This window comes from Flavobacterium flavigenum, assembly GCF_027111255.2.
In the GTDB taxonomy this organism is placed as follows: domain Bacteria; phylum Bacteroidota; class Bacteroidia; order Flavobacteriales; family Flavobacteriaceae; genus Flavobacterium; species Flavobacterium flavigenum.
This window is the reverse complement of record NZ_CP114285.2, coordinates 3,616,258-3,633,371: the sequence shown is the minus strand read 5'-3', so window position 1 is coordinate 3,633,371 and position 17,114 is coordinate 3,616,258. Positions and strand designations below refer to the sequence as shown.

13 protein-coding genes and 1 riboswitch are annotated in these 17,114 nt (G+C 33.6%); of the genes, 3 read left to right on the top strand and 10 right to left on the bottom strand.

What is annotated here, in order from left to right; translation table 11 throughout:
• Window positions 1-3: 3 nt before the first annotated feature.
• From OZP09_RS15035 to OZP09_RS15025, 3 genes are all read right to left on the bottom strand, one after another.
• A complete protein-coding gene (locus OZP09_RS15035) occupies window positions 4-966 on the bottom strand; it encodes an alpha/beta fold hydrolase (RefSeq protein ID WP_281309600.1) in 963 nt (320 codons plus the stop codon).
• A gap of 77 nt (window positions 967-1,043) precedes the next feature.
• Window positions 1,044-1,151, bottom strand: a riboswitch (SAM riboswitch).
• A 186-nt stretch (window positions 1,152-1,337) separates the two neighbouring features.
• Entirely contained in the window at window positions 1,338-1,538 is a 201-nt protein-coding gene (locus tag OZP09_RS15030) for a hypothetical protein (protein ID WP_223679329.1), read from the bottom strand.
• Between the two features lie 686 nt (window positions 1,539-2,224).
• Window positions 2,225-3,532, bottom strand: coding sequence for an O-acetylhomoserine aminocarboxypropyltransferase/cysteine synthase family protein (locus tag OZP09_RS15025; protein WP_269234547.1), 1,308 nt, complete (start codon window positions 3,530-3,532; stop codon window positions 2,225-2,227).
• A gap of 914 nt (window positions 3,533-4,446) precedes the next feature.
• Between OZP09_RS15025 and metK the strand changes: the two genes are divergently transcribed.
• Window positions 4,447-5,697, top strand: a complete 1,251-nt coding sequence (gene metK / locus OZP09_RS15020; protein ID WP_269234545.1) for a methionine adenosyltransferase — start codon at window positions 4,447-4,449, stop codon at window positions 5,695-5,697.
• Window positions 5,698-5,806: 109 nt separating this feature from the next.
• Here metK and OZP09_RS15015 read toward each other — a convergent pair whose 3' ends face one another.
• From OZP09_RS15015 to OZP09_RS15005, 3 genes are all read right to left on the bottom strand, one after another.
• Window positions 5,807-7,279: a M28 family metallopeptidase gene (locus OZP09_RS15015; protein ID WP_281309599.1), complete on the bottom strand. Its 1,473-nt coding sequence runs from the start codon at window positions 7,277-7,279 to the stop codon at window positions 5,807-5,809.
• A 204-nt stretch (window positions 7,280-7,483) separates the two neighbouring features.
• Window positions 7,484-10,171: a carboxypeptidase-like regulatory domain-containing protein gene (locus tag OZP09_RS15010; protein WP_269234544.1), complete on the bottom strand. Its 2,688-nt coding sequence runs from the start codon at window positions 10,169-10,171 to the stop codon at window positions 7,484-7,486.
• Between the two features lie 47 nt (window positions 10,172-10,218).
• Window positions 10,219-11,109, bottom strand: a complete 891-nt coding sequence (locus OZP09_RS15005; RefSeq protein ID WP_269234543.1) for a GLPGLI family protein — start codon at window positions 11,107-11,109, stop codon at window positions 10,219-10,221.
• A 221-nt stretch (window positions 11,110-11,330) separates the two neighbouring features.
• Between OZP09_RS15005 and OZP09_RS15000 the strand changes: the two genes are divergently transcribed.
• Together OZP09_RS15000 and OZP09_RS14995 are read left to right on the top strand one after the other, a co-directional pair.
• The gene (locus OZP09_RS15000) at window positions 11,331-12,146 is read left to right on the top strand and encodes a hypothetical protein (protein WP_269234542.1); all 816 of its coding nucleotides are present in this window, start codon (window positions 11,331-11,333) and stop codon (window positions 12,144-12,146) included.
• Entirely contained in the window at window positions 12,146-12,760 is a 615-nt protein-coding gene (locus OZP09_RS14995; protein ID WP_223679311.1) for a deoxynucleoside kinase, read from the top strand. The genes OZP09_RS15000 and OZP09_RS14995 overlap by 1 nt, the downstream gene beginning before the upstream one ends.
• A 61-nt stretch (window positions 12,761-12,821) precedes the next feature.
• Here the strand turns inward: OZP09_RS14995 and OZP09_RS14990 are convergent, their stop codons facing one another.
• From OZP09_RS14990 to OZP09_RS14975, 4 genes are read right to left on the bottom strand one after another with little or no spacing between them, the layout of a single operon-like run.
• Complete coding sequence (locus OZP09_RS14990; protein WP_281309598.1) at window positions 12,822-13,673, bottom strand: hypothetical protein; 852 nt, start codon at window positions 13,671-13,673, stop codon at window positions 12,822-12,824.
• Window positions 13,613-14,044 carry a DUF2931 family protein gene (locus OZP09_RS14985; protein WP_281309597.1) on the bottom strand — a complete coding sequence of 144 codons (432 nt, stop codon included), beginning with the start codon at window positions 14,042-14,044 and terminating at the stop codon, window positions 13,613-13,615. Before OZP09_RS14985 ends, OZP09_RS14990 begins: the two co-directional genes overlap by 61 nt.
• Window positions 14,032-15,204, bottom strand: a complete 1,173-nt coding sequence (locus tag OZP09_RS14980) for a DUF2931 family protein (RefSeq protein WP_269234540.1) — start codon at window positions 15,202-15,204, stop codon at window positions 14,032-14,034. The genes OZP09_RS14985 and OZP09_RS14980 overlap by 13 nt, the downstream gene beginning before the upstream one ends.
• A complete protein-coding gene (locus OZP09_RS14975) occupies window positions 15,191-17,113 on the bottom strand; it encodes a T6SS phospholipase effector Tle1-like catalytic domain-containing protein (protein WP_281309596.1) in 1,923 nt (640 codons plus the stop codon). The genes OZP09_RS14980 and OZP09_RS14975 overlap by 14 nt, the downstream gene beginning before the upstream one ends.
• Window position 17,114: the final 1 nt, after the last annotated feature.

Here is a 17,114-nt window from a genome sequence, read left to right as displayed (position 1 = left end):
CTGCTAAAAAATAGCAGCAAGTAAATTATCTAATTGTTTGTACTCGATTAAAAAAGCGTCATGGCCGTGCACCGAATTTATTTCGCTGTAAAAAACATTTTCCTTGAACTTTTTTAATTCATTATAGGTTTCCAGATTTTCTTTTGGTGTAAAAAACAAATCCGAATCGATTGCAATAATGTGAATAGCTGCTGTTGTTTTACAAAGCAACGTTTCAAAATCTTCACTATTCCTTGTAATATCTATGGTTTTCAGCAATTGGTTCATCAGTTTATAAGAGGAAAGCTGATAACGTTGCTGCAACTTTTTGCCATGATGTGCCAGCCAGCTTTCAATATTAAAAATCAAAAGATCCTGATTAATCGTTCGCTGAAATTTTTCTTTGAATGATTCTGGAGAACGATAACACAACATCGCATGAATTCGGGCATCTTCAATTGGTTTTGACGAATTGTTCAGGATTTGTTCCTGTAAAAAACAGTTGGCAATCATCCAGTCGGTGGATTTCCAATCGGTTGCAATCGGAATTAATTTTTTGGTGATGTTCGGAGCCAATGCCAGCATTTCCCAGGCAATTCCGCCACCAACTGACCCTCCGATAATAGCATAAAGCTGTTCAATTTGTAAAGCTTCAACTCCTTTCAAAAAAATTCGGGCAACATCCCTTGCTGTAAAATCCTGATAATTTTCAATACTGAAAGAATCGCTCCCGTTACCCGGAACATTAAATGCTAAAACGGAATATTTAGTCGTGTCGATTGTTTTTCCTTCTCCAATTAAATCATTCCACCAGCCATTTTCCCCAGTAACCTGCGCATTTCCTGTTAAGGCATGATTGACCAGAACAACGGGAGCACTGTGTAATGGCAAACCAAAAAGTGCAAAACTTAAGGGTAATGAATTATATAAAGCACCACTTTCAGTAGTGAAATCTTTTAATATGATAGGGTTTGGTATACTTTCCAATTTCAAATCTTTTATTTTTTGATTTGTATATGGAAATATTAGAAAGAAAGTCTAGAACGAAACTAGAAAAACTCTTATTGTTATCTTTCCACGTTGGGCGTGGTAGAATGCAGCACCTTCTTCGCTTTACCGAAGGGTTGCTAAGGATTCATCGGGTCTAATCCCTCGTCCTTTCTTTATAACATTTCAATACGTTTCTGAACTTAACGGTGCAAATTAACTACTAATTTCTTAAACAAACAAATTTATCTCAACAGATTCTTTCGCTTATTCAATATATTACAAACAAAAACTATTTTACGCAAAAAATTACCGAACAAAAATGCCCAGTAAAATTAAGCAGGTATTACCTATTTGAAATACGTTTTATTTTAGATGAAAAGCGTTTCATTTTCTTTAGAATACATTAAAAACAATAAAGAGTCCGGATTTTTCTTTTCAGTTTTAGTATTGTTTTCAGTAACTCCAAATCTTGGATGTATCAATTCATTTTTTGGCGGCGGGTTATTTTTTTTAGTCCTTATGTTTTTCAATGTAGAAATCTTTTTTGCCAAGTAGTTCAAAGTGCTCATGATATTAGTGTTTAGTTTGTTTATTTATATTGAATTATTTTCTTGTCTTTTATTAAGTCCTTAAAACAAAAGACCCTTTTGGTTTCAGATGCCAAAAGGGTCAAGTTATTTTAACTTACAATACTTTTGGAATCAACAGACGCATACGCGAATAGCTGCGACATTGAACATCTTGTTCATCTTAAGGGACTTATTCATCTGTGATTTATTTGTTATTTTAAAAAATTCTAGCATTTTGTCGTATAATTAAAAAAGCCTCTCAAAATATTTCGGGAGGCTTTGCTATATTTGATATTGTTCTTACAATTTTTAAGCAATAGACACCCCAACGGTTTCTTTCGAAATGGCACAAAACATTTTATAGGAATTAAACATATCTTCAGTAGTTTTTGGGTTTAACAAATATGCGAAAGTTTTTTTTATTTACCAAATATTTACGCACAAATTCAATAAAAAAACAATTTTTTAACATTAAAAACATCTTACAAAAATTACATCGTTTGAAATCCACGTTAAAACTTACAAATTACCGCATTGACTCATTAGCTTTCTCCATAAATCAGTCTTTCAAAGAACATTTTACATGAATACCTTTCTAAATTATGTTTAAAAATGTAATTCAAAAAAAAATCACCTTTGGTAAATGAATACCAGAGGTAATTTTTCAAACAAAAAACAAAAAAACTTTAATTTTTATTAAAGACTGAATTATTCGATTTGGCAACACTTGCAAAAACGGTTTTCAAATCCCCAATTAAATCTTCTATATCTTCAATACCTACTGAAAGGCGGATCAGATCTTTTGAAACTCCTGTTTCCAGCTGTTCTTCATCTGTTAGTTGCTGATGAGTAGTACTAGCCGGATGAATAATAAGTGATTTCGTGTCACCAATGTTTGCCAAAAGCGAGAATAACTTTGTTTCATCAACTACTTGTTTGGCTGCTTCGTAACCTCCCTGTAAACCAAAAGTAATGATGCCGCTCTGGCCTTCTGGTAAATATTCCTGCGCTAAATCATAATATTTACTTGATTTTAATCCCGGATAATTTACCCAGACCACCTGATCTTGTTTTTCTAACCATTCCGCTAAAGCCAACGCATTTTCGCTGTGTTTTTTAATTCGGATTGGCAAAGTTTCCAGTCCCTGAAGAATTTGAAAAGCATTAAACGGACTCAAAGCTGATCCGAAGTCGCGTAATCCTTCAATTCTTGCTTTTGCGATAAAGGCTGCATTTCCCAGCGCTTCGTGATAAACCAATCCGTGATATCCGAGTGAAGGTTCTGTAAATTCAGGAAATTTTCCGTTAGACCAGTCAAAAGTTCCGGCGTCGATAATAACACCACCCAATGAAGTTCCGTTACCTGAAAGATATTTAGTCAGGGAATGAATTACAATGTTTGCTCCATGTTCAATTGGATTAAGTAAATATGGAGTGGCAACTGTATTATCTACAATAAAAGGGACTTTGAAGTTTTTGGCTTCTGCAGAAATTGCTTTTAGGTCCAATACATCTAATTTTGGATTTCCGAGTGATTCAACAAAAAATGCCCTTGTATTTTCTTTTGCTGCTTTGGTAAAGTTTTCTGCTTTTGAAGGATCTACAAAAGTGGTTGTAATTCCTAAACGAGGCAAATTAACTTTTAAAAGATTATACGTACCTCCGTATAAACTATTTGAAGCTACAATATGGTCTCCGGATTTTAGAAGAGTTAATAAAGTTGTAGAAATTGCAGCTGCTCCTGAAGCTGTCACGACTGCTCCGATTCCGCCTTCGAGTAAAGCTAGTCGCTTTTCTAAGACATCGTTAGTTGGATTGTTTAATCTTGTGTAAATAAATCCGGCTTCAACTAAACCAAATAAATTGGCAGCATGGTCCGAATTATTAAAAACATACGATGATGACTGGTAAATTGGTACAGCTCTTGTTCCAGCGTTTTTAGTAACGTCATGTCCTGCGTGTAGTGCGTTTGTTGCGAATTTTTGTGTGCTCATGATTTCTTAGTTTTTAAGTATTAATACTATTTTTTATTATTATTTATTGTAATTGATTTTTAAGAATCCTTAAATAAAAAGATTTTCATTTTCTGCAGAATACATATGTGCTAGAAGTGAATTTGCTTCATTAGAATACAACTTGCCTTTTTGCAAACTGAAATTTGATTTTTGATTTTGAACTATCCTAGGAATATTTTTGGGTTTAATTGATCTTAAGATTCTATATATAATTTTCATGATTTTTAATTTTAATTAATGAAATAAAAAAAGCCCTTTCGGATGGCTACCAAAAGGGCTTATAGTTAGGAACTATAACAAAGATTTTATCTTTCACTTTCGGCAACAGTAAATCGGGATACACATTGGCATCATACAACACATCATCATTTTATTTACTACTGTATTATTCATTTTTATTTTATATTTTATTTCTAGTTAAACTCAAAAAAAAACCTCTACAAATCGCAGAGGTCTTATTGTTATTTTTAGTTTTTTAATTCTAAACAATAGTGTACCCCGCGGAAGTTTCCGACATCATGCAACACATTTTTTTAGTAATTAAATTCATTTCTCTTATTCTTTGTACTGCAAATTTGAGAACTTTTTTTCAAACCGCCAAACAAAAAGCAAATTAATTTCAATTACCCTATCAATTTAATATACTAGTGTTAAATTTATCTCTAAAAAAATAAAAAAAGTTGAACTTTAATTTGCAAATCAAAATGGTTTTGTACTTTTGCACGCGAATACAGAGGAAAAATTTGAACTGATTGCAACCTCTTCATAATGAAATGGTTCGTTATGAATACTGAAAGACAGATTTCGGTAGTAAAAAATGCTAAAGCAGAAACTCTTCTTTAGACATTTTCAGCAATTATTTTCCTCGCTTAATTTTAATTTAATACATTATTATGGCTTATTTATTTACGTCAGAATCTGTTAGTGAAGGGCATCCAGACAAAGTTGCAGATCAAATTTCGGATGCATTAATTGATAACTTCTTAGCATTTGATGCTGACTCAAAAGTTGCATGTGAAACTTTAGTTACAACTGGTCAAGTAATTTTGGCCGGAGAAGTAAAATCGAATACGTATCTTGATGTACAGCAAATCGCGCGTGAAGTAATCCGTAAAATTGGATATACTAAAAGTGAATATATGTTTGAGGCGAATTCTTGTGGAATTCTTTCAGCAATTCATGAGCAGTCTGCAGACATCAACCAAGGTGTTGACAGAGCTAAACCAGAAGAGCAAGGTGCAGGAGATCAGGGAATGATGTTTGGTTACGCTACAAACGAAACCGAAAACTACATGCCATTGGCACTAGATTTATCTCATAAATTATTACAGGAATTAGCTATTTTGAGACGTGAAAATAAGGAAATCACTTATTTACGTCCTGATGCTAAATCTCAGGTAACTTTAGAATACAGCGACGATAACAAACCAACTCGCATTGATGCAATTGTAATCTCGACACAACATGACGATTTTGACGAAGAAGCGACTATGCTTGCTAAAATCAAAAAAGATGTAATCGAAATCCTGATTCCAAGAATTATCGCTAAAAACCCAGAGCACGCTCATTTATTCAACGATAAAATCAACTACCATATTAATCCAACAGGAAAATTCGTTATTGGAGGACCTCACGGAGATACTGGTTTAACAGGAAGAAAAATTATCGTTGATACCTACGGTGGAAAAGGTGCTCACGGTGGGGGTGCTTTCTCTGGAAAAGATCCAAGTAAAGTAGATAGAAGTGCTGCTTATGCAACACGTCATATCGCTAAAAACTTAGTTGCTGCGGGTGTTGCTGACGAAATTTTAGTTCAGGTTTCTTATGCTATTGGAGTTGCTGAACCAATGGGAATTTTCATTGAAACTTACGGAACTTCTAAAGTAAATTTAACTAATGGTGAAATTGCTAAGAAAGTACAAGAGTTATTTGACATGCGTCCTTACTTTATCGAACAAAGATTAAAATTAAGAAACCCAATTTACAGCGAAACTGCTGCTTATGGACACATGGGACGTAAACCAGAAACGGTTACTAAAACTTTCTCTGCTCCAGGAGGAAATGAAAAGACAGTTACTGTTGAATTGTTTACATGGGAAAAACTTGATTTTGTAGACAAAGTAAAAACTGCTTTTGGATTATAATTTAGATTATTAGACTTACTTAGATTGCCAGACAACTTAAGATAATTCGACATAAAAAAGCCCGATTTCTACTTTTGAAATCGGGCTTTTCGTTTTATTAAGTGGGAGTTTATCTCTCTAATTTTACATTCGGAAGCGTTTTCGGACGGCCTTGATCGTTAGATAAAATCCATCCTGTGCGATATATCCACTCGGTCATTTTATGCAATTTTACGTAATCAATATTTTCTGATTCATCCATCGGTGTATGATATTGGCTATGTAAAACACTTGTAAAGAACACAGCTGGAATTCCTTTTCTCGCATAAGGCAGATGATCGGAACGGAAATAAAAATACTCGGGGTGTTCTGGTCTGTCCCAAAGTTTGTCAAGTTCAAATTTTGGGCCTTCATCATTCGCTTTTTTTGCAATTGCTACCAAATCGGATGAATTTTCATGAGGTGAACTTGAGCCCAATAACGCTGCCTGATTTACATTATTTCTTCCAATCATATCACCATTTAAAACAGCAATAATATCTTTTTCAGGAACGGTTGGATGAGACGCGTACCAGCTCGAACCTAACAAACCTCTTTCTTCAGAACCATGAAAAACAAACAAAGCTGTTCTTTTCCCCGGTTGTTTTTTATAGGCTCTTGCAATGGCCAGCATCGCCACACAGGTACTTGCATTATCATCGGCGCCATTGTAAATGGAATCCTGACCGTACTTTTGACGTACACCGTCATGATCCTGATGACCGCTAAAAAGCACATACTCCTTTTTAAGCTTTGCATCTGTTCCTTCAATTTTTCCAACCACATTTACAGATGGATATTTATACGTTTCAGAAACCACTTCTGCAGATAATAAATCTTTAGTCGTTTTTAAATATTCTAACTGATCATTATGAACCCAAAACGCAGGCATTCTTGGCGGCACCGGTATTTTATCCCTGAAACCTTCAATTCCGTAAACGCCTCTTGTCATCTGTGGTTCGACTTGTGACCAGCTTTGTTCTCCTAATTCATCAGCTACAAATATTAGTGCTGCTGCCCCTTTTGAAAGTAATAAATCGTAATATTTTTGCTTCACCAAACCCGGGTAACGTCTGTCAAAAAGAGAAATTTCATCTGAAATTCCTTCTTTGGAAGCTAAAATAACAACAGCTTTTCCTTTTATATCTGTTTTTTCAATTTCTTGTTTTGTTGCCGCTCCTAAATACACTAATGGTGCATCAACTTTTATATTTGTAGTTTCTGCTACTAAAACCTCACTCCATAATTTATAAGATTTCTGACCAATTTTAAACTTTGTATTTGCTGTAACCTGATGCCTGTATAAATCGAAAAACTGAAAATACGTTCCGTCATCACCCGCGGGAGCCATTCCGGCTTCTTTGGCTTTATTGGCCAGCCACATCGATACTTTAAGTTCATCTAAAGTTCCTGCTTCACGACCATTGAAATGATCGCCCGCCATTTGGTACATATCATTTCTGAGATCTTGGTCTGTAATAGCTGAAACCAAAGGCTTTTTAACTGCTTGTGAAAACATCACACTGCAGGAACCAATTAAAAATAAAATTAATTTATATTTCATATTTATTCATTTAGAATTCCAAAATTAGTCATTTAAAAATTAAACTCATTTCGTTTAAAATCAATATTTTAGGAACCATTAATTCTAACGATTCTAAATTTTCTTGCGAGACGGTTTCTAGCCCTGATGGGAACGGCATCCTTTTTCTCGCTGCTGCCAGCGAGGAAAAGATATAGTGGACAGCAGGATTAGCTTCTAATACAACTACAAATTATATTTCATAGAAAAAATAATGTATCTCGGCTGGACTGTGTATTGAGAAACTCTTGTTGAGAACTGCGAAAAGTTGTCATCATTGAGATATTTGGTGTTTAACAAGTTGGTAGCTGCAATTTTATATTCCCATTTGCTGTTTTTCTTCTGATAAATTAAACTGGCGCTTAAAAAATCATATTCGTTATTGACTGATTTGTTTCCGTTGTAGTAATGATAGAATTCATACTCAGAAACGAAAGAAAAACTATCCAGAAAATAATAGTCTAATTTTGCAAACGGTTTATCGGTATAAAAAGTCGAGCCGCTATATTTGTTGATCAGCATATTATAACCAAACTCAATATTGGGCAGATTTTTATAATTCGTAGAAGCTTTTACGGTATAGCTTTGAGTAAAGCTCTCTGTTGTAGCCGGCTCCCCATTTTGTCTATTATTGAATTTTGACCAATTAAGACTTGCAGTTGCTGAAGCTTTGTAATTTTTTAAAAATGAACGGCCATAATTTCCCATTCCGGAAAGAGTTTCGTCGGCCAAATTGGAATTATATGGGTTTGACTCCTGATTGATTCCGATAAATTTTGCTTCGGTTTTAATAGCATCTACTTTTCTGGTATAAGTTGCATTAGCAAAAATGTTCTCAAAATTGAACATATTATATTTGAAGTAACGAAGCGAATGTACTTGCGAAGTCGCATTTTCAAGGGAACGAACTCCACGGAACAAACTGCTGTAATCTGACAGAACATAACCTTCTGCTAACTGATTGATATCGGTAAAATCATTGGTCAAAGAGAAATTATAAGTCAGGGTTTCTGATTTTTTGATTTGATACAGAGCAAAGAAATCCGGCAATACTTTTGTGAAGTTCTGCGAATAATCTGTACCTGATTGTGTGTTTGTCATTGTATACGAATGCAGGCTCACACCGGGTGTCAACGTAAATTTACCCGCCAGAATCTTATAATGAAATCCTAAAAAAGTATCATTAAAATTATAGTTTACATCATTATTATTAGTCGAACCGTTGAGGTCATTTTTATCTCCGTTATCCAGAATCTGAAAAATATGAGAGTTGAAATTTTGGTACGAATATGTATTTCCTAATGTTATATTGATATTGCTTTTAGGTGTTACCATGTAATAGTAATCCAGTTTGGCATCCACTTTATTGGTTTTTACAAAACGATCCTGATTTAAATCATTTCTTTGCTGACCTGGAGTATAACCTAACAAATTAAAAGGCTGTGTACGTAGATTGGCATTATAAAAAGGATTTTCATCCTGATATAAATGCTGCATTTCAAAAGCAAAAATATTTTTGTCGCTTTGTGTGTAATACAAGCTCAGGTTTTGATTTATGGAAGTCGGATCTTGTTTTTTAGCCGTAAAAATAGTTTCTGAACCTGTGATGTTATTCACGACCTGCTCACGAAGCAAATCGGCATTTTCTTCCTGTTTGGTCAGTTTGGTTAAAATATCATAATCAAATTGAAATTTATCATTAGGTTTATAAGTCGAGCTTAATTTAAAAAGTCCCAGATTATTCTTTTGATGTGTTTCTTCGTCTCTTTTTTGCTGATCTCCTGAAGCTAAAATTGTGGTTTGAGATTTCGTTTCTAAATCGGTTTTTGAAGTCGAAAGAATTCCGAAACCGCTAATATTCCATGCTTTATTAACTGAATAAGCAAAGTTTGTCGCACCGAATTTCGTTTCGATTTCCTTTGCCCGATTATTTCTTAAAAGTGAAATTCCTACGTCATTCGAAGAAATATTAAAATTGCTTCCGCCTTTTTTCATCATATTTTTAAATCCGCCTGTGAATTTAAAATAATCCTGTGCTGTCATTGGCAACTCTCCAATGTTATTAAAATTCGTAATTAAATTTATACTGTATTTTGGACTGTAATAAAATAATTTCGGATTGATAACGTAACGGCTGTCAAGCTCTCCAACACCGGTTCCGGCTGTTATATCGCCAAACCAGAAGTTCTTTTTACCTTCTTTCAGCTTAATGTTCATTGCTACGTTGTCCTGATCATTTTCAAGACCTTTTAAGGCACTAATTTCATTGTAATTTCGTAAAACCTGAATTTTATCAATGGCATCAGCCGGAATATTTTTGACTCCTAATTTGGTATCACCATCAAAAAAGTCTTTTCCTTCGACCATTAATTTGCTGACCTTTTTCCCTTCTACTTCTATTTCTCCATCTGCATTTACCTCAACACCTGGTAATTTTTTAAGAACATCCTCGAGTTTCCTTTCTGTTCCGGATTTAAAAGAATCGGCATTATACACAATGGTATCTCCTTTTATTGAAACCGGCATTTCACGAACAATCTCAACGCCTTCTAATTCGATTCCGGCACCATCCAGAACAATGCTCTGAGAAATATTTTCAGATTTGGTTGCAACCGCTATTTCTTTAGATTTCATTCCCAAATAACTTACTTTTATCGTGTAAGCCGTATTTGGTTTTAACGTGAGCTGAAATTTCCCTTTATCATTGGTAATTCCGTACGAATCCATTGCTTTTGTACCATTATTTATGGCCATTATATTGGCCATTTCCAGGGGATTTTTCTGTTCATCCTGAATAAATCCATCAAAGCGGATACTTTGAGAAAAAGAAACAGATGCAAATAAAAAAGCTACGAAACAAAGTATTTTGTTCATTATAAGAAATTGGAATTTGTTTTTTTTAATTGAAATTTATTAGTTATTTATCTCCCCATCATTGGAGGACCTCCTGCACGGCCACGATTCATTTCCCTAAACTCTTTCATCTTTTTTACAACTGTTTCGTCATATTCTTTCTGCGAAATTTCTTTTCCTTTGGCTGGTGCCTTGATTTCTACTTTTTCTTTGGAATTCAAAACAATTTTTGAACACAAAATAGTGGTTTTGCCATCATTAATTTCTAAAATCAAACCCGGTAATCCCCAATAATTTTCCGGACCCTGATTAATTGGGATTTCAGGCGTATACCAGGCTGTTACAATTATTTCCTTTGGGATTTCAAAACTGTCCTCAAAATTGGTTTTCGTATCACCGGATGATTTTTTTGCATCGTCTTTTTTATCATCATTATTTTTAGGCCTGAAATTTCTAAAATCAGTTTGACTCGCTTCTTTTACAGCAGTTGCCTTGTAACAATTATACCCACCAATTTGTTTGGTTTCCTGTTCTAATTTCCAGTTTAACTTTGGCAATGAATCTTTTACCAAAAATTCTTTACCCATGAATTCTTTATCGACGGTATAGGTTTTACTTTTAACATCTTTATAAAAAGTGCCGCCCCCGCCCATCATAGAGCTCATCATCATTCTCATTCCACCACCTTGTTGTCCGGGAGTTTCTAATTTTTCTTCTTCCTTGTAAATAGATGCTGATTTATTGAAGTTTAGCACAAATGTTTTTTCCAACATCTGCTTCATTCTTTCTTCAATGCTTTTTTGCATTTCAGGCGTAATATCACGGTTTCCTGCACGCATTCCATCAAATTTAGGCGTCTGTGTTTTTGACTCATAAACAGCCATTCCCTGAAAATCTTTCTGCGCCTGTACCTGACTGAAGGCAAGTACTAAAAGCAAATAATATGGTAATTTTTTCATTGTTTCTTTTTTAAATTTTAAGTAAATCCGATAAAACTTACATTCAAATGTATTATTAATTTTAAAATACCGAAAGTTAAATATATCAATTGAGCCAGCCTATAGACAAAACAGCTTATTAATTAGACCATTAGAATACCTGAAAGTTTAAAATCAAATACAATTAAAAAAGCATTTTGATGTAGTTTTTTGTAATTTGGCTCTTTAGAAATGCAATTCAAATGAGCAAAACACCAGGCATAATTTTATTTTTACTTTTTTTCTCCTGTTCTTTTTCGGTTGTTTTGGGTCAGAGTTTAAAGAAAATCCCAACTCCGGTTTCCAATTTTACTACTGATGCTGATGATTTTTTAGGTTATGACTCTTTTGGATATTCTTATGAGATAAAAAATAATGTTTTCAGAAAAATAAAAGGAAACGAAATTTTTGAATATAAGAATATTTCATTGGGAAAAATCACAAAAGCAGATATTCTGAATCCTCTTAAAATTGTATTGTTTTATGAAGATTTCAACAGTGTGGTTTTGCTTGACAACCAATTAAATAAAATTTCGGAGATTAATTTTTCTCAAAATAACATTCCTATTGTAGCAACTGCTACGGGTATGTCAACACAAAATCAGTTATGGATCTACAATACCCTAAACCAACAAATTGGTCTTTTTGATTATTTAAAAAACGAGTACAAAACCGTTTCAACACCATTAACAGAAAATATAAAATTTTATCAGACCGATTTTAATACTTTCTACTGGATTGATGAAAAAAACAATTGGTTTTTATGTGATATTTTCGGTAAGACAACTGCTTTAGGAAAAGTTTCTGACTTTGACAAAATACTGATTTTAAGCCCAAAACAATACATTTTCAGCAAAGCTAATTTACTGTATTTTAAAGACATTCATAAGGATGGATCTGAAAGTGTGTATGAAATTGAATTACCGCAAAAATCATTACATAAATTCTATTGCAAAGACCAAATTTTATCTATTTTTACACCTAAAGAAATTACCAATTATAAAATCGTAATACCGTAATGCACATAGCAATAGCAGGAAATATAGGCGCAGGAAAAACAACTTTGACTAAATTACTGGCCAAACATTTTAAATGGGAGCCCCATTATGAAGATGTTGTTGATAATCCATATCTGGATGATTTTTACCATCAGATGGAACGCTGGTCTTTTAATTTGCAGATTTATTTCTTAAACAGCCGTTTTCGCCAGGTGCAGCAAATTCGGGAAAGCGGAAAAAAAATCGTTCAGGACAGAACAATTTATGAAGATGCTCATATTTTTGCTCCCAATCTATATTCGATGGGTTTAATGACTACCCGTGATTTTGAAAATTATACTTCTTTATTTGAATTAATGGAGTTATTGGTAAAACCACCTGATTTACTAATTTATTTAAGAAGTTCTATTCCGAATTTAGTTGGGCAAATCCACAAACGCGGACGCGAATACGAAAACTCTATTTCAATTGATTATCTGAGCCGCCTGAACGAAAGATATGAAGCCTGGATTCAGACGTATTCTAAAGGCAAATTACTGATTATTGATGTGGACAATATTAATTTTGTCGATAATCCTGAAGATTTAGGAAACATCATCAACAGGATTGATGCCGAACTGAATGGATTGTTTTAGGAATATTTAAAAAATGATACAAAAATGCCTCTGAGATTTCGGAGGCATTTCTGTTTAATTTCTACTGCTCTTGCCAATAATCAACATCTGGCTTATTTAATGGTTCTTTGCCTTTCTCCCATTTTGGGAAGATAAAGTCTTTTGGTATAGAATATTTTGAAACTAAAAACTTTCTGCTTATTGTATCGAATTTAACAGCTCGAAAACGCATAATTTCTTTTAGCCTATTTTGTCCGGAAATCCAGATATGCCCCATTAAATACGGTAAATCTTTATCTTCTTTATCTAATCCAATTATAATTCGATTGTAATATTCTCTTTTACTTGTTTTTGTATCTATATAAGCTTTATTAAAAAGTGTTTCAAAATTGTTAGGCAAAACAATTTCTGCATCGCACCATTGTTTGTTGTCTTTCGTACTTCTTTGAACAAAAATATGAACTGGAAGCTTATTTTTATATTTTTTACTATTATCACGAGCATCAAATTTTTTATCCCATTCTAATGTAGCAAAACTAGTTTTGTCAGAATTACTAGAAATAAGAGATCCATCTTTCGAATATCCAGTTATTCTTCTATCATATTTAATAAATTCATCCTCATTACTAAAAACTATATCATAGTTATATTCTTTTTCACCTATTTCCCAAACTTTATATGGAACGCCATGAAAATTAATATACTTTAAAATATCTTTTGCTTCCTGACCTGTAGATAACCATAATGTTACAGTATGAGGGTCATATCTACCTTCTTGCCCTATTTTCTTTGCTTTAAACTTGAGAATTTCAGTAATGATAGGACCTGATTTCATCCAGATTGTAATGTTACCCCCTGGTGCTGTACCTGCAACTACAGTGGAATAGCCTTCATTTTGACCAGTATAGGGATCCTTTGTACCTTTGTTGAACAATGCCAACATTTTTTCTCTAGGCAATATACCCCCCCTTCATATTCTATTAAATCAAAAGCACATCTCCATTTTACAAAAACGCTATCAGGAACCGGTTTAAAAACATCTCCTCCAGTAAAACCGCCCATTGTTATTCCCCAACCTTGATCACTGCCAACTCCAGTAGAGGCTCCTGCAATACTTTTTCTCTGGTAAAAATACTCTACAAAAGGGGCAGATGGATAATTCTTTGGTGCAGAAATCCCTGCATCCCAGCTAAATTTTTCTTCATCTCTTGCTTTTTCTTTCGGAGATTGGCAACTTATTAATAGACCTGATAGTAAAAAAACAACATTAACGATTCGCATATATTTCTTTATTACTCTTGCCAATAATCAACATCTGGCTTATTTAATGGTTCTTTGCCTTTTTCCCATTTAGGAAATACAAAACCTTTGGGAAGAGAATACCCTCCTCCAATATAAGTTCCCATTTCATTCATTTTAGCTTTAAAAACTTTGAAATTCATTATACTTTTTCTTCTTCCTTTTCCTTCAATCCAAATCATTCCATAACTACCACCTCTTTTTACTCCTATAACAATTCTATCAAAATACTCTTTTGTATCATTTAAAACATAAGATTTTACAAATATTTTTTCAAATTCTTGAGGAAAGACAATATTTGTAGAATAATAAACCGAATCTTTTTCCCACTCTGCAAGAATTTGAATGGGCAATTTTTGTTTTTTTACTAAATTGTTATTTTCTTTATATTTGAAAATATTCCAATCAATATTTTCAAAATTTGATGTACCACCTGCTTGATACCAAGATCCATCTTTAGCATAAAAAGTTGTGATTTCAGGCTTTATTAAATCATCTTCTGAACTAAATCCAATATCATAATTATACTCTCTTTCACCTGTTTCCCAAATTTTATATGGCACACCATGAAAATATCGAAATACATTTGTCTCTGAATTAATAAATTCCCTTGATTTATAAATTTCATCCATAATTTTCTTTTGCTCCTTACTTCCTTCATTATAAATCCCTTTATTTTCAGCTTTAAACTTAGCAATTTCCGTGATTTTAGATCCAGATTTCATCCAGATTGTAACATTACCTCCTGGCGCAGTACCTGCTACAATAGTAGAATACTCTTCATGTCGGCCTGTATAGGGATCCTTAGTTCCTTTATTGAACAAGGCTAAAATTTTTTTTCTGGGCAATTTAAATCCTCCTTTATAGAAAAAATGATCAACACCACATTTCCAACTTACAAAAACACTATCCGGAACTGGTTTAAAAACATCTCCTCCTGTAAACCCCCCACTTGTTGTACCCCAACCATCTCCTGCTCCTGTTGAGGCGCCCGCAACTCCTTTACCTTGGTATGAAAATTCAACAGAAGGTGCTGCAGGATAATATTTAGGTGCAGAAATTCCTGCATTCCAGCTAAACTTTTCTTCGTCCTTTGCTTTGTCTTTTGGCGACTGGCAGCTTATTAATAAAACTAAAAAAATTAAAATAACTTTAACGATTCGCATATAGTTTTCTTATGTAAGTGATATTTCCGTTTTCATCTTTTGAATACTTAACTGGGTGGTTTATAAAACCGTAATTACCTAATATATAATGGTCTCCGGTTTTAGAATACAGTGCATCCAGACCACCATAATGAGCTGATAAATGCACATATTTATTACATATATGGCTGTACATTTCTAAAGGTAGATTATAAGTTTCATTAGCTTGTTTTTTTGCTATTTCTAACATCCTTTTTAAATAATCTTTCAATATTGTATCATTTTCTGGAATTTCATGTTCAAAAGTCTTAGGTATCGTTTTACCATCACTTTCTGCTTGTTTATAATCTTCATAAAACGGAACGCCATTATCAATTGCTTTCTGAAGCATTACATACATAGGTACCAAACTGTACTTATTCGAAATCACCCTTTCATCGGTTATCATGTAATGGTCTGATATTTTTCTTTCACTCAGCATATGTTTTTTGGTCGGATCATACATCCATTCTTTTGGAGATACGTAATCGCCGGGTCTTTGTACCTCATGGCTTTCTATTACCGGAAATCCATCATATAGCAGCGGTTCTGCTGTTACTTCCTGATAATGATCGTAGGTGTTGACGATGTTAATTTCTTCTTTATCCTTGGAAAAATAGCGGCTTGTATAAAACTCCTTTACTTTTTGTTTTTCTTTTAAGATAGCAGTATCATTAACAGGAACATCAAAATAATCCACCACTGCTTTATATTTATCGAGATTTGCATAACCGCCCCCAATATCAGAATGAGCACCCAGCATATACAACGTATAACCTGCATCTGTAGGAGTGAGTGCAAAATTTTCTCTCCACTCATTTTGTGCTACAATATGAAATACTTTTTTTATACCCAAACCAACCAAACTCGTTTTTATAGTTTGCAACATTGCCTGTCCTACACTTGTTACGATACCAATTCCTGGAATTAATGAAAGTTTATACCCTAAATTGTCCCTGATGACCATATCTCCTACCACTGTATCAAATACGCCTAAAAACCTAATCTCTATATCGAATGTTTTTCCTGTTGGTTTATATCCTGAATCTTTTAGTTTCTGTCCCAGCAAACCGCCCGCATGGTTTCTTAAGATTATTTTTCCAGAAGGGATTGGATACTTATCATAGGGATCATTGACCATTTCATTTTCATACACTTCCTTTTTCTTTACTTCATTGCAGAAATGTCTGGCAGCTGCTGCACCCCTGCTAAAACCAAAAACATCAAAAACTATTTTATTAATTTTTTTTGTTTTCGGAATTACACTAAACTGTTCTTTTACCACATCTCCTATACCTTGTTCTACACGACCGAGTATTCCCCAGCTAGAACGACCTAAAGCAGAACCTAAAACATCATCTTCTTCATCCTTTTTTGTCCCTATACCTTCTACATATTGTTTTAAGATATAATGTTTTCCTAATGTATTACTTTTAGCTTCTTTAGTAACCTGCTTATACAAATCAAAAAGTTTTGCAATATTAGAATAAGGGTTCCAGTAGCTGTCCCTATCTGACACTTTTACTTTTACTTTTACTTCAACTTCTTTATTGTTTTTATCCTTAACCGTTTTTACAAATTTAAAATTGGAAGGAATAGTGTCTGCTTTATAAAACTTATCACTGGAATTGATTTGAGAATAATATGTTTTTTCGGAGTTGTATCGGTTATTCCCCGTACCGTCAAAAAACATTCCAATATATACATTTACAGCATCATCAGCTGTGTCCTCTATTTTTAATTTTTCTGGGTTTACATCTAATTTAACGCCATCCTGATCGCCAACTGTTTTTATTTTTTTTCCATTGGTAGTAATATTTCCGTTAGAATAAAAAGTAATTTTCCCATCAGAAGTGATTTGTGATGTACCGCCTACATTTCTTTCCTTCATA